This window comes from Shouchella xiaoxiensis (genome assembly GCF_016907895.1).
Lineage (GTDB): Bacteria > Bacillota > Bacilli > Bacillales > Bacillaceae_D > Shouchella > Shouchella xiaoxiensis.
Genome location: NZ_JAFBCV010000003.1, coordinates 297913 through 310348 on the forward strand (window position 1 = coordinate 297913; position 12436 = coordinate 310348).

General features: G+C 38.3%; 16 protein-coding genes. 10 read left to right on the top strand and 6 right to left on the bottom strand.

The window, feature by feature from the left end:
* Complete coding sequence (locus tag JOC54_RS07005) at positions 1-846, top strand: phytoene/squalene synthase family protein (protein ID WP_204465325.1); 846 nt, start codon at positions 1-3, stop codon at positions 844-846.
* Between the two features lie 24 nt (positions 847-870).
* Here the strand turns inward: JOC54_RS07005 and JOC54_RS07010 are convergent, their stop codons facing one another.
* The 4 genes from JOC54_RS07010 to JOC54_RS07025 are packed head-to-tail and all read right to left on the bottom strand — an operon-like array spanning position 871 to position 4938.
* Entirely contained in the window at positions 871-2340 is a 1470-nt protein-coding gene (locus JOC54_RS07010) for a phytoene desaturase family protein (RefSeq protein ID WP_204465326.1), read from the bottom strand.
* Complete coding sequence (locus JOC54_RS07015) at positions 2337-3437, bottom strand: glycosyltransferase family 2 protein (RefSeq protein WP_204465327.1); 1101 nt, start codon at positions 3435-3437, stop codon at positions 2337-2339. Before JOC54_RS07015 ends, JOC54_RS07010 begins: the two co-directional genes overlap by 4 nt.
* Entirely contained in the window at positions 3434-4168 is a 735-nt protein-coding gene (locus tag JOC54_RS07020; RefSeq protein WP_204465328.1) for a lysophospholipid acyltransferase family protein, read from the bottom strand. The genes JOC54_RS07015 and JOC54_RS07020 overlap by 4 nt, the downstream gene beginning before the upstream one ends.
* A gap of 2 nt (positions 4169-4170) precedes the next feature.
* On the bottom strand, positions 4171-4938 hold the full coding sequence (locus JOC54_RS07025; protein ID WP_204465329.1) for a carotenoid biosynthesis protein: 768 nt from the start codon (positions 4936-4938) through the stop codon (positions 4171-4173).
* Positions 4939-5184: 246 nt separating this feature from the next.
* Here JOC54_RS07025 and JOC54_RS07030 point away from each other — a divergent pair, with 246 nt between their 5' ends.
* The 3 genes from JOC54_RS07030 (at position 5185) to JOC54_RS07040 (ending at position 7613) form a co-directional block, all read left to right on the top strand.
* Entirely contained in the window at positions 5185-5682 is a 498-nt protein-coding gene (locus JOC54_RS07030) for a PTS sugar transporter subunit IIA (protein WP_204465330.1), read from the top strand.
* A 162-nt stretch (positions 5683-5844) separates the two neighbouring features.
* The gene (locus JOC54_RS07035; RefSeq protein WP_035418371.1) at positions 5845-6414 is read left to right on the top strand and encodes a DUF2179 domain-containing protein; all 570 of its coding nucleotides are present in this window, start codon (positions 5845-5847) and stop codon (positions 6412-6414) included.
* A gap of 77 nt (positions 6415-6491) precedes the next feature.
* Positions 6492-7613, top strand: coding sequence for a 2,3-diketo-5-methylthiopentyl-1-phosphate enolase (locus JOC54_RS07040; RefSeq protein WP_204465331.1), 1122 nt, complete (start codon positions 6492-6494; stop codon positions 7611-7613).
* 33 nt (positions 7614-7646) lie between these two features.
* Here the strand turns inward: JOC54_RS07040 and uppP are convergent, their stop codons facing one another.
* The gene (gene uppP / locus JOC54_RS07045) at positions 7647-8480 is read right to left on the bottom strand and encodes an undecaprenyl-diphosphatase UppP (RefSeq protein ID WP_204465332.1); all 834 of its coding nucleotides are present in this window, start codon (positions 8478-8480) and stop codon (positions 7647-7649) included.
* Between the two features lie 77 nt (positions 8481-8557).
* Between uppP and JOC54_RS07050 the strand changes: the two genes are divergently transcribed.
* Positions 8558-9079: a TlpA disulfide reductase family protein gene (locus JOC54_RS07050; RefSeq protein ID WP_204465334.1), complete on the top strand. Its 522-nt coding sequence runs from the start codon at positions 8558-8560 to the stop codon at positions 9077-9079.
* Between the two features lie 6 nt (positions 9080-9085).
* Here JOC54_RS07050 and JOC54_RS07055 read toward each other — a convergent pair whose 3' ends face one another.
* On the bottom strand, positions 9086-9250 hold the full coding sequence (locus JOC54_RS07055) for a hypothetical protein (RefSeq protein WP_204465336.1): 165 nt from the start codon (positions 9248-9250) through the stop codon (positions 9086-9088).
* A gap of 75 nt (positions 9251-9325) precedes the next feature.
* Here JOC54_RS07055 and JOC54_RS07060 point away from each other — a divergent pair, with 75 nt between their 5' ends.
* The 5 genes from JOC54_RS07060 to xerD all read left to right on the top strand — a co-directional run bounded on the left by JOC54_RS07060 (position 9326) and on the right by xerD (position 12400).
* Entirely contained in the window at positions 9326-9862 is a 537-nt protein-coding gene (locus JOC54_RS07060; protein WP_204465338.1) for an NUDIX domain-containing protein, read from the top strand.
* A 64-nt stretch (positions 9863-9926) separates the two neighbouring features.
* Positions 9927-10568 (top strand): stage II sporulation protein M, encoded by a 642-nt coding sequence (spoIIM, locus tag JOC54_RS07065; RefSeq protein ID WP_204465340.1) that lies wholly within the window; start codon positions 9927-9929, stop codon positions 10566-10568.
* Between the two features lie 121 nt (positions 10569-10689).
* The gene (fur, locus tag JOC54_RS07070) at positions 10690-11178 is read left to right on the top strand and encodes a ferric iron uptake transcriptional regulator (protein ID WP_035418376.1); all 489 of its coding nucleotides are present in this window, start codon (positions 10690-10692) and stop codon (positions 11176-11178) included.
* A gap of 88 nt (positions 11179-11266) precedes the next feature.
* Positions 11267-11485, top strand: coding sequence for a YqzK family protein (locus JOC54_RS07075; protein ID WP_054793985.1), 219 nt, complete (start codon positions 11267-11269; stop codon positions 11483-11485).
* Positions 11486-11506: 21 nt separating this feature from the next.
* Complete coding sequence (xerD, locus tag JOC54_RS07080; protein WP_035418378.1) at positions 11507-12400, top strand: site-specific tyrosine recombinase XerD; 894 nt, start codon at positions 11507-11509, stop codon at positions 12398-12400.
* The last annotated feature ends 36 nt before the right edge of the window (positions 12401-12436 follow it).

Here is a 12436-nt window from a genome sequence, read left to right on the forward strand (position 1 = left end):
ATGATAACGATAACGGTTGAGGAAGCATATCAAACATGTCATATCTTAATTAAACAGCACTCAAAAACGTTTGCTAAAGCATTTAGCCCGCTTCCACGAAAAAAACGCAATGCTGTTTGGGCTATTTATGCATTTTGTCGAAAAGTAGATGATATTGTTGATGAAGGGCAATCACCTGAAGAAGAGCTTGCTCAATTTGAAGCAACGTTTTCCCAGTTTTTAAATGGAACGTTGCCATTAATTGATCCTGAATGGGTTGCTCTTAATGATGTGTTTAACACATTTGAAATGGACGAGCAGCCATTCCATGAAATGATTGCCGGACAAAGAATGGATCTATACAAAAAAAGGTACGCAACACTTGCTGAAGTTGAGAATTATTCCTATCATGTAGCAAGCACAGTCGGACTAATGTTATTGCCCGTGTTAGCCCCTACTACCCATAAAGAGCTGAAGCCTAGTGGCATAGCGCTTGGAAAAGCGATGCAATTAACGAACATTTTGCGTGATATTGGCGAGGATTTAGATCGAGATCGAATTTACATTCCGAAACAATTGCTTGATGACTATCACATTACAGAAGAAGAATTGTTTGCAAAAAACGTTGAACCACGGTTTGTGCAAATGTGGGAACAGCTTGCTTGCCGTGCTGAAGAACTCTATAAAGAAGCATTTAAAGACATGCACTTATACCCTTTTGATTCTCGCTTATCCGTACACGGGGCTGGTCTGATGTATCGCGCGATCTTAAAAGCCGTTAGATTAAACAAGCATGATGTGTTTACAAATCGTTCATTTGTTCCAAAAGAAGAAAAAGAACTTATTATTGCAGAATTGAAACCATAAATAAAAAGCCTCCTAGGAGGCTTTTTATTTATGGTTATTGATTAGATTCGCCACGTTGATTCCGCTCTGCACAACCATTGGCGAGCCACCCCCTGGGTGGGTGGAACCACCTGCAAAATAAAGGTTTTGAAAATCTTTTGTCTTAGATGAAGGCCGATTAAATGCTTGCATAGTAGTATGAGAACTAAATCCATATAATCCGCCAAAGTAGGCCTGAAATTCTGCTTCAATGTCTTTGGGGGAAACGACCTTGTCTTCTATTAAATAAGGTCTAATAAGCACCCCTCGTTGCTCAAGAATACTGTATACCTTTTCTTTCATTTGTTCTTTATCAAGCGTGCGATTCTCATTCGTTAGTGAAGGGGCATTAACAAGAATAAATAAGTTATCTCCGCCTGTATGAGAAACGGCCGAATCATCGTTGACAGATGAATTACAAATGTAAATAGTTGGATCTTCAGGGTATTTCTTTTCGTCAAATAGTTGATAAAACTCATACTCATAGGATTGACTAAAATACACTTGATGATGAAAAGAGGCCGCTGTTTTTTGCGATGTCGCTGCTAAAATGACAAAGGCTGAACTTGTCGGTTCTTTAACTAATTGATCAAGCGTGAAAGAAGGTCTGTTTTGTTTCTCAACAAGCTTTGGATAAACGGTTGTATAATCCCCGTTTAAAATAAATTGATCATAGCTTTTCTCTTGATTATTGGCACAAACTAATGAAGTCACCTCGTTATTCGCTGTTTTCAGTTTTTTGACCGTTTTGTTGAAATAAAACTGGACACCTAGCTCCTTTGCGCGCCTATGCATTGCTTCAGCGATGGTAGGGTTTCCTCCTTTGACATAATAGACGCCTTGGACAAATTCCAAATAGCCAATCATTGAGAACGTTGCTGGGGTTTTATAAGGAGAAGATCCGATATAAGTAGCATAGCGGTTTAACATCTGGACAATGCGCTCATCTTTAAAAAAGGAGGAATGAAACTGTGACATTTTCGTAAAGGGTTTGACAGACGCAAAAGCAAGGGCTAACCGTAATGACGTATACTCTTTTAGAGAAGAAAATGATCTCGTGAAAAATTGATTTGATGAATGGTTGTAAAGCTGTGTTACTGCAGTAATGTAGCGGTCGTAATCAGATGAATGTATGTTGAAACGTTCAAGTTCTTGAAGCATCTTTGCACGATTGCTTGATGCAAGAAACTGCGAACCGTCCGGAAAGATATTGTTTGTATGATCTACGATTTGCTCAAATTGGACGTAATCGTTCGGGTCAGCACCACTACGTTCAAATACAGATTGGAACACTTGAGGCATTGTAATGGTATTCGGACCGAAATCAAAACGAGCGCCGCCAACGTGATAGCGTTTCATTTTTCCACCTGGATAGGAATGCGTTTCATACACATCGACTTTGTTACCAGCAGCAGCAAGCAAAACCGCTGCTGCTAATCCCCCTAACCCTGCCCCAATAATTGCAATTGTTTTCATTGATAATGTCGTCCTTTCCAGACAAATCCGTTTTTCCGAGAAGAACGGATAGAATTTAACAGAACAAGTAATAAACTGATACTAGCTAATGGAATAAGAAAGCAATGCCAAAGCTTTTGTCTCGAATGAATATCAATCCATAAGGAAATAAATACAGTTAGACAATAGGGAAGGATTAGTTGAAAAGTCGCTGTAACGAAACCAGCTATTGCCATAAAAAATGGAGCAATAAAAAAGAATGAATAGAAGAGGATGACAAGACCTGCAAGAAGGTATGAACGGCCAATTCCTGGAAAACTGTTTTTCGTAAACCCTTCCCATACTTCACGGTTTGTTTCATACATGAAACAAGAAGCAACCTTTGTATTGTTAAGTAAAAGTCCTCTTTCACCGGCCTTTTTCACATTTCTCATTAAATGCACGTCTTCCGTCAAAGAATTAAAAACGCTACTATGACCGCCTGCTGCATTGTAGGCATTTCGCGAGAAAAACATAAATGATCCGTGCGCGGCGGAAGCACTACTAAAACGTGTGAAATTCGCTAGGAAGAGCGGTAAGTGAACGTAAATTAAAAACGATTGCATCGGAATGAGCAACGTACTTAACCAAGTCTTGACTGGGAAATGTGGAAAACCGGAAATGAGTCCAGCCTTTTTGGCTGATGCAATCGCAAGAAGATGCTTGACAGTGTTTGGAGCAATGCGAATATCAGCATCTAAGAAAAATAAATAGTCTCCACTTGCATGCTCACTTAGTTGATGACAAGCATGTACTTTTCCGACCCAGCCTTCAGGTAAATCTACACCTTTAAGAATTGTAGCTTGCTTTAATGATCGACAATGGTTAACAAGCAGCTCGTAGGTTCCGTCAGTCGAATGGTCATCTAAAAAAAGATATTCAACCGCTGGATAGGTTTGTTTTTTTAAGTTATCGACGAGTGAAGCAACATTTGATGCTTCGTTTCTTAATGGAATGAGGATTGAAATCTTTTCTTTATGAGCGGATGTTGTATATTTGTGAAGCGACGGGAGAAAAAAAGAGTTAACAACAACCCAAATGAACAACAAACCTAAGCAAGTTATTAAGAGCGTCATCATTTGTTTTTCTGCTCTTTCTTTTTAGATAAGAATTGAAACCAGTCACTTACACTTCTGTTCCCGTTAAGAAGTGGTCGATATGTATGGAAATCTTGATCAATGAGCTGCTGTCGTTGTTCATCAAGCTGCTGCGTTAGCGTTGTTTCCAATATATTTGTAATGGATCGTTTATCATCGTTGGCGTAGGTATTTCTTACTGATTTGCCAAGATGAATATAGAGCCGAGGTCGCTGTTCAGCCAAGAATAAATAAGAAAAGGTAACTGGGGCAAGCTGAAGCTCATGAGAACTATTTTTGCAAATCCAGCCAACGCCTGAATGAAAATGTAAAGGCCGTTTTTCAAGCGGCGTTTCTTCTCCTTGAGGAAAAATCCAAACCGCATTGTTTTTTTTAAGCAGTTCAGTGGTATACGACAAAGACTGAATGACGTCTTTCGGTTTTCTGGTGTTAATGGAGTAGGCTCCTAGAAATTTAAAAAACGGGTAATTTTGTAACCCGTTTTCGTTCATCATGACAAATTCTTGATGCTTAATTTGGTGTTTGGATAAAAGAACTGCGATCATGCCATCCCACCAACTGCTATGGTTGGCCATAAGCAACAATGGTTTAGATTGATCATACTCTTCGTCAACTCGGATTGAAATAGAAGAGAAGGAGCGCTTAAATAACCAAAAAGTCGTATAGGTGTGAAATAAGGATAGGAACCACTTTTTTTTCTTTGCTTTAATCATTGTTACCTCCTGCTTGAGTAATAGAGAAAAAGCAGTATTGTCATACAGGTAATGGTTAGAATGGGTGCACCAATTATTCCATTAATGAGCGCAATAATCGAAAACATAACGATCATAAGAACGTAAAGTAAGATCATTCGTGGCTGCCAATAATGATGTAGATTCGCATTTGCTTTCTTCAATGAGATACCAATCCAAAGAATAAAATGGAGGGCAAGAGCAATAAAGAACCAGCCAATGAAATTCGACATTGGAATTCCATAATAGAGCCCATCGCCGTCCCAGACCCAATAATGTTTTATATTAGCAGCAACTGGATCAAGAATTAAGTCCATCACAACGGCGGCGATGGCTCCAAGCAAGCTATAACTTAAAACACGCAAAAATGGGTGACGTATCCGCATCGTTACTGGTTTAGCAAGAGCGTGCGTTGTTGCAATAACCATCAACCATGCTGTACCAATTGTAAACGGTATATCAGCTATGTATAGTCCAAAATCAGGGTTATAGAAATAATGACCGAAAAACAAACCGTATTGAACACCAAGCCACTCAATTGTAATTGTACTTATAATGACAAATAGACTAAATAACAGACCAAATAAGTGATATTGGCGATAAAAGTAAAGGCCTCCTAGTGCTCCAGCTGCGATTAAGAAAACAGCATTAGCCCATTCTAACCAAGAAGGTAAGAGGTCAAACCCAACTAAAAAAACCCCACATATGTACCAGATAATAAAAAAGCGAAAAATAAAGCGATCTATTGTCAACAAAACCCCTCCAAACAAATTATATACTTAGTTTACACTCTCCAATGTTTATTGAGAAGTAAGACACATACGGCTTTCTTATTCCCTGTTATCTCATGGTCAAATCCTCTAGGGATTCGTTAGCGCTGTCAAACGTTTATAACGATTCTAACTAGGGAATAAGATGATTTGACAAGGTAGATTCGACTTGATTACAATACGAACTGATAAGCAGGAAGCTTATGACTTTAAGGAGTGAATGATTGAATGTTTAAAAAACTATTTGGTAAAAAAGAGGTCGAGCCTGAAACGATCGCTTCACCCATCAATGGAAAAATCGTTGCAATAGAGAATGTACCTGATCCAACGTTTGGTCAGAAAATGATTGGCGATGGCTTAGCTATTGATCCAACGGACGGTCATGTGGTCGCTCCGGTAAGCGGTAAAATTGTCCAAGTGTTCCCGACAAAGCATGCATTTGGAATTGAAACTACGAGTGGTGCAGAGTTACTTATTCACATAGGACTTGAAACGGTTGCGATGAACGGTGAGGGTTTTACTGCCCATGTGAAGGAAGGCGATCATATTAAAGTTGGTGACCCGATTATCGATTTTGACCTTGACTTAGTAAAAGAAAAGGCTGCACATTCGATTACACCAATTGTTATAACAAACCACGATTCTTTTTCACTTGAAAAGCAAGGTGAAGGAGACGCAAAAACAGAAGCAGGAATTACTCCGTTATTTGTTGTTAAAGCTAAGTAAAAAAGGAAGGAGCATACAATTGCTCCTTCCTTTTTTTGTTTCATTTTTTGTGCTTTTTTTTATAGCGTTCTTCTGATGAACCTGTTACACTACCTTTTGATTGCATTGGTTTTATTTGTATTTGAGATCTGAAATTTAAAAAGCATAAAGAGGTGAATGACCATGTTGACAGCGGTAATCATTTTTGTAGCCCAATTAATTTATGTCCCTATCTTAACATTGCGAACAATCATGATGGTAAAAGGGTTAAAACAAAAAGCAGCAGCAATGGGAATGCTTGAAGGTATTATTTACGTAGTAGCTTTGGGAATTGTATTTAATGACTTGTCAAACTATTACAATATGGCTGCATATGCACTTGGTTTCGGTATTGGACTCTATATCGGCGCTTTGATTGAGGAAAAGTTAGCGATCGGCTATGTAAGTATAGAAGTAAATATTCCAGAGAAAAACGATAAATTAATTGAACGTTTGCGAGAACTAGGCTTTAGTGTTTCGAGTTCTTTTGTAGAAGGGATGAATTCAAGCCGTTGTCAGCTTGATTGTACGGCGAGAAGAGATCGGGAAAAAGAATTTATTACGATCGTATCAAAATTTGAGCCCGCAGCATTCATTGTATCTTTTGAACCTCGTAACTTTAAAGGTGGGTATATTACAAAGGCAATGCGTACAAGACGTGAGAAATATTTAAAGAAAAAACAAAAAGCAGAAATGTCTTCAAGCGAACAATAAATCCAAGCTCTCTTTCTTGACAGACTTTCTTTTTTTTTGGATGATATAGCTAATTCTCAAACAGAGGAGGAAATTGAATGGCTCATATCAACGCTGTCTATTATGTGACTGAAACAACTAGTAATATTGAAGAAAAAGCTGAAAAGATGGCAACTGGCTTAACGGCCAAACCATGGCAAGAAATGCCCGAATCTGAAAAACAAGAAAGCCTTGCTTATAAAGGAAGAGTGCTTTCTATTACGGAAAATGAAGCTTATGGAAACGGTTTTTTTGTAACCATTTCTTTTCCAGTTGCGTATGAAGTTCCTGATTTTCCTTCTATTTTAACAACAACATATGGGCGACTTTCATACGAACCGAATGTAAAGCTTATTGACTTACAGTTTTCAACCGATTTATTGAATCTTTTTCCTGGACCACAGTTTGGCATAGAGGGAATACGTCAGCTAGTCGAAACGGATGAACGGCCGCTAGCTATGAGTGTGGCAAAAGGAGCAATTGGACGTTCGGTAGATTCGTTCCATGAACAAATGTTAGCTCATTGTTATGGTGGAATTGATATCATTCAAGATGATGAAAGGCTATTTGAACATGATTGGACGCCACTAGAACAACGAATTCCGGTTGGTTTAGCAGCAATTGCAGAGGCGGCAGAAGAAACGGGTAGAACACCACTTTATGTTGTTAATGTAACAGGAAAAACATTCGAATTGAAAGAGCGTGCGAAAGAGGCGATAGGCTTAGGGGCACCTGCTTTATTGTTAAATGTATATGCTTATGGAATCGACGTCTTGCAAGGACTGCGGGAAGATCCTGAAATAGATGTACCAATCTTTGCTCATTCTTCACTTGCTGGAATGATGATTCGTTCAAAACAGCATGGTATATCTTCACGTCTCCTGTTAGGAAAGCTCTTAAGAATGGCAGGCGCTGATGCCGTCTTGTTTCCTTCACCTTACGCCAGAATTGGTATTAATGCGGAAGAAGCTCAACATGTGAGGGACCAACTGATTCAACCAGCGGAAATAAAGCCAAGCTTCCCGATCCCATCTGCGGGGATTGATTTTAGCACAATTAAACAAGTTAAAAAAGACTTCGGTAAGGATGTCATTATTAATTTAGGTGGAAGTGTGCACCGCTACAGTGGTGGGGTTGAAGCTGGAGGGAAAGCGTTTATCCAGTCTATTTTAGAAACGTAAAAGGAAGCGGCGATTAGCCGCTTCCTTTTCTAATTACATACCCGACATATTCAATGAATCTCTAAACAAGAATACTAGAGTTGCAACGATGAAACAGTATAGTGCAAAATAAATGAGCTTACTTTTTCTAACTAAGTTAATAAAAAAGACGATTCCAATCCAAGAGGCAATAAATGTAATAACAAAGGATAGGCTTAATTCTAGCATTCCTGTATGCTCAAGTAATGCACCAGAAATTAAGTCATCAATTGCCAGAACGGAAGAACCAAGGATAACTGGAATTGAGAGTAGAAAAGAAAAGCGGACAGCTGTTTCTTTTGAAAGCCCAGCAAACATGCCGACAATTAGCGTTGTTCCTGAACGGGATAAACCTGGAATCAACGCGAGACATTGACCGAGTCCAATGACAATGGAATCTGTGAACGTCATTTCTTTTTCTGTTCGGTTTCCTAGTTTAACAAAACGTTCTATAATAATGAGGAACAAACCCGTAATTGCTAACGCTAATGCAATAAACGTCGGTGTTTTAAATGTGTCGCTTATGTAGTCTTCAAACAAAATACCCGCTACTCCTGTAATGGCCGTTGCAACAACTAAGTAGATAGCAAAAAAGAACATTGACTTATTTTGCGTAGATCGATTCGTAAAATAGGCAAAGAATCCTCGAATGATCTCAATTAAATCGCGACGGTAGTAAAGGATAACGGCTAAAACAGAAGCTAAGTGTAACAGAATTTCAAAACTAAATCCGGCAAATGACATGTCAAACATAGCTTGGACAATAATCAAGTGAGCGGAACTTGAAATGGGCAAGAACTCAGTAATACCTTGCACTAGCCCTAAAATAATCGCTTCAAATAAACTCATTTTTGAATTCCCTTCTCCGTTTAATGAACACTCGATTAGTTTAGCAAACTTTTTGGAAATCGAAAAGAGGTGAAATTATGTTAAAAAAACGTTATTTGACGATTTTGGTTTTGTCAGTCGCTTTAGTTATCACAGGGATCGTGCTTTACCAAAATCAAGGATCAACGAAGCCTCTAGCTGAGGGGGACGAGTTACCAAATATGGAACTTGAACTATATGGAGCTGGCCAAAAATCTCTGCATGATTTTAAAGGACAAATGGTTGTGTTAAATGTATGGGCATCATGGTGTGAACCATGCATAAGGGAAATGCCGGAGCTGATGGACTTTGCTGAAGAAACAGCTAATGATTCTGTTGAAGTAATTACAGTCAATATGCAAAATAGAGAGTATCGGGCAAGTGACGCAACTGATTTTATTGAAGAGCAGCAGCTAACATTACCTGTTTTTTTGGACAGTGAAGGTGAGTTCTTAGCCGAAATCGACCCGTATCGATTGCCGCTGACGTACATTTTAGATGAAAATCTAACTGTAAAAGAAATTGTTATTGGTGAAGTTGATGCAGACATGTTGCACAATAAAATAAGTGACTATCAATGAAACTTGTTATTTGATTCGTTTTAGATAATTAGGTCTAGTTGATCGAGCGTTCGTTGATTGAAGCCATTCCGAGACATATTCGTGTGTAAGTGCTGTTTGTTTAAGCAAGTATAAGATCTCTTGTTTTGAACCATTTAAGATAACCGAATTTGTTTTAAAGATTTGTTTCAAGCTAATCACCTCGATTATTCAGTCTGTTACAGGTTTATGCTTAATATACTTAAGACATGCTTTAAGGAGAGAAAAATGGCTAATTTCGAAGAGAAAACACTTGAATCAAAAATGATTTATAAGGGGAAAGTCATCCAACTTGAGCTTGAACAAGTGGAGCTTCCTGATGGGAAGCAATCAACGAGAGAGTTAGTGAGACACCCAGGTGCGGTGGCAGTGATTGCTACTACAGAAGAAGGGAAAATTATTCTGGTTGAGCAGTATCGTAAAGCATTAGAAAAATCGATTGTGGAAATTCCTGCCGGTAAAATGGAAAAGGGAGAAGATCCTAAACAAACAGCGTGGAGAGAACTTTACGAAGAAACGGGTTATCAAGCAGGCTCATTAGAACTTCTGACATCTTTCTATACATCTCCAGGGTTTGCTGATGAAATTATCTATATTTATGAAGCAAGTGAGTTGAAAAAAGGCGAACAGCAGCTGGATGACGATGAGTTTGTAACGAATTTAGAGCTCTCATTTGAGGAATGTGAACAACTTGTTAAGGAAGAACGTATCCATGATGCGAAAACAGCTTACGCACTTATGTATCTTAAGTTAAAAACAGTTTAGAGTAAGAAAATGGCATAGTTTGTCCGCCCTCTTCATATCGTGTTAGAAAAGAGGAGGACAGGCTATGAAATCTAATCGACTGTATCAACGAATCGTTGCTCATATACTTGATTATAAATCAATCTATCTCTTTGTTTGTATTCTATTTCTAATGGGTGTCATATTTGGCGCGATTTTGGTTAATAGCCTTAGTCTGACCCAACGTCATGATCTCTTTATGTATTTGAGCCAGTTTTTTCATGAAATGAAAAATGGCTATATCGAGACGTCCCCAGGTGAGTTGTTCTTACATAGCTTTACGCATTATGGTAAGTATATTGGGTTAATGTGGATTCTTGGCATCTCAATGATTGGATTGCCGATTATTTTCGTTCTCTTATTTATGAAGGGTGTCATTGTTGGTTTTACAGTAGGCTTCTTAGTTAATCAAATGGGTGCGCAAGGTTTTTTTCTCGCATTCGTATCTGTATTACCCCAAAATTTTATTTTAGTACCTGCTTTTATAGTTGTCGGCACCTTGAGCGTCTCTTTTAGCCTGAGGTTGTTAAGACAAACGTTTACAAAAGGGTATAATGAACCTGTATTTCCACATTTTCTAAGATATACGGTGATGATTTTGATTATTGGTTCTGCCGTTACCTTCGCTGCGGTTATTGAAGCATACATCGCTCCCGTACTTATGAAATGGATTATCAGTGCTTTTTAGAATGATTATTACTTAATAATTGATTTTCATTTTCAGTTTATAATAATTATTAATTGACAACCGTTCTTTCTCATCCTATAATAACATTAAACTTGATCGCTTTTAAATGGAGGGGGACGTTATGGAAAATCGATTAGAGCGCATTAAAAAGCAGTTACATGCTCAAAGTTACAAACTAACGCCTCAGCGCGAAGCGACAGTATTGGTTCTATTAGAGCATGAAGAAGATCATCTAAGTGCTGAAGATGTCTATTTACTTGTAAAAGAAAAAGCACCTGAGATTGGTTTAGCAACCGTGTATCGTACATTAGAATTGTTAACTGAACTAAAGGTAGTTGATAAAATTAATTTTGGTGATGGCGTTTCACGCTTTGATTTGAGACAAGAAGGAGCGAATCACTTTCATCATCACCTCGTTTGTATTGAGTGTGGGGCTGTTGACGAAATACAAGAAGACCTTCTTGGCGATGTTGAAGCGATTGTAGAAAGAGATTTTACTTTTAAAATTAAAGACCATCGACTTACGTTCCATGGTGTATGTTACCGATGTCAAGATCACAGCGTTACGTCTGAATCGAATTCAGATGAGCGACTAACTGAAAAAGTATAGTGACCGCCAATTGATTGGCGGTTTTTTTTATGTATAGACTCCACTTAATTAGGCATAGATTAGAATAAAGCAAAAAGGGAGTTGGATTATGAAGCTAGTATTGCACACGTTCAGAGCAAGTCTATTGTTTATCGCATGCACAATGATCTTCTACTATGGTATCCTATGGGTGACTGCTGAATTTAGTGATTTTAATAAGTATGATGAACCAGAAGGAAAAGCAATTAAGGTTTCGACTACACATATTGAAGGCGATGGAATCGATGTGCTAGATCGGATGAAGCTGTTTTATTTAATAGGTGAATAAGTGAGGAGAGACCAAGTGTAAATGGAACTAGATCACGATGTGCGTGAATTTATTCATTTTATAAAAGTAGAAAAAGGATTATCCGCAAATACAGTAGATTCATATACGAGAGATCTTACGCAGTACATGCGCGCTTTAAAAGAAAAACAGCTAGTCTCGTTAAAAGAGGTTAACCCTATGATGATTCAAGAATACCTCTACTCATTAAAGAAATCTGGGAAATCAGCCGCAACAAGAGCTCGTGTTTTAACGACGTTGCGCTCATTGCACCAATTTTTGTATCGTGAAAATTGGACAACCACTGACCCTACCGCTTTAATTGAGTCTCCAAAACAGGAGAAGAAGCTACCTGATTATTTAACGATTGAAGAAGTGGATCGCTTGTTTCATTTACCTGACTTATCAACAGCACTTGGTTTAAGGAATAAAGCGATGCTTGAAATACTTTACGCGTCTGGAATGCGCGTAACGGAGTTAGTAACGCTTGAAGAGGATCAGCTCCATTTAACGATGGGCTTTATTAGGGTTATCGGTAAAGGAAATAAAGAACGTATCGTTCCTCTTGGTAAACAAGCGGTTACAGCGATGAGTGCCTATTTAGAAAGTGGCAGACAGCAGTTATTAAAGAAGAACAAACATACATACTTATTTGTCAACCATTATGGAAAGCCACTCACTAGACAAGGCTTCTGGAAAATTTTAAAGCAGCTTGCAAGGGAAGCACAAATTAGCAAGTCGTTTAGTCCACACACGCTCAGGCACTCCTTTGCAACGCATTTATTGGAAAATGGAGCAGATTTGCGTTCTGTACAAGAAATGCTTGGTCATGCTGATATTTCCACAACTCAAATTTATACGCATGTAACAAAAACACGTATGAAGGATGTTTATTCAAAATATCATCCGCGGGCGTAAAAAGCTTTAAGAAAAAGATTGAAAATGAAGGAGTAA

Excerpts from the sequence above, each read along its gene's own strand:
- xerD (WP_035418378.1), top strand. The coding sequence starts at position 11,507 with ATGGAACTAGATCACGATGTGCGTGAATTTATTCATTTTATAAAAGTA.
- JOC54_RS07050 (WP_204465334.1), top strand. The coding sequence starts at position 8,558 with ATGTTAAAAAAACGTTATTTGACGATTTTGGTTTTGTCAGTCGCTTTA.
- JOC54_RS07075 (WP_054793985.1), top strand. The coding sequence starts at position 11,267 with ATGAAGCTAGTATTGCACACGTTCAGAGCAAGTCTATTGTTTATCGCA.
- JOC54_RS07030 (WP_204465330.1), top strand. The coding sequence starts at position 5,185 with ATGTTTAAAAAACTATTTGGTAAAAAAGAGGTCGAGCCTGAAACGATC.
- JOC54_RS07060 (WP_204465338.1), top strand. The coding sequence starts at position 9,326 with ATGGCTAATTTCGAAGAGAAAACACTTGAATCAAAAATGATTTATAAG.
- JOC54_RS07005 (WP_204465325.1), top strand. The coding sequence starts at position 1 with ATGATAACGATAACGGTTGAGGAAGCATATCAAACATGTCATATCTTA.
- JOC54_RS07035 (WP_035418371.1), top strand. The coding sequence starts at position 5,845 with ATGTTGACAGCGGTAATCATTTTTGTAGCCCAATTAATTTATGTCCCT.
- JOC54_RS07015 (WP_204465327.1), bottom strand. The coding sequence starts at position 3,437 with ATGATGACGCTCTTAATAACTTGCTTAGGTTTGTTGTTCATTTGGGTT.
- uppP (WP_204465332.1), bottom strand. The coding sequence starts at position 8,480 with ATGAGTTTATTTGAAGCGATTATTTTAGGGCTAGTGCAAGGTATTACT.
- JOC54_RS07010 (WP_204465326.1), bottom strand. The coding sequence starts at position 2,340 with ATGAAAACAATTGCAATTATTGGGGCAGGGTTAGGGGGATTAGCAGCA.
- JOC54_RS07040 (WP_204465331.1), top strand. The coding sequence starts at position 6,492 with ATGGCTCATATCAACGCTGTCTATTATGTGACTGAAACAACTAGTAAT.
- spoIIM (WP_204465340.1), top strand. The coding sequence starts at position 9,927 with ATGAAATCTAATCGACTGTATCAACGAATCGTTGCTCATATACTTGAT.
- fur (WP_035418376.1), top strand. The coding sequence starts at position 10,690 with ATGGAAAATCGATTAGAGCGCATTAAAAAGCAGTTACATGCTCAAAGT.
- JOC54_RS07020 (WP_204465328.1), bottom strand. The coding sequence starts at position 4,168 with ATGATTAAAGCAAAGAAAAAAAAGTGGTTCCTATCCTTATTTCACACC.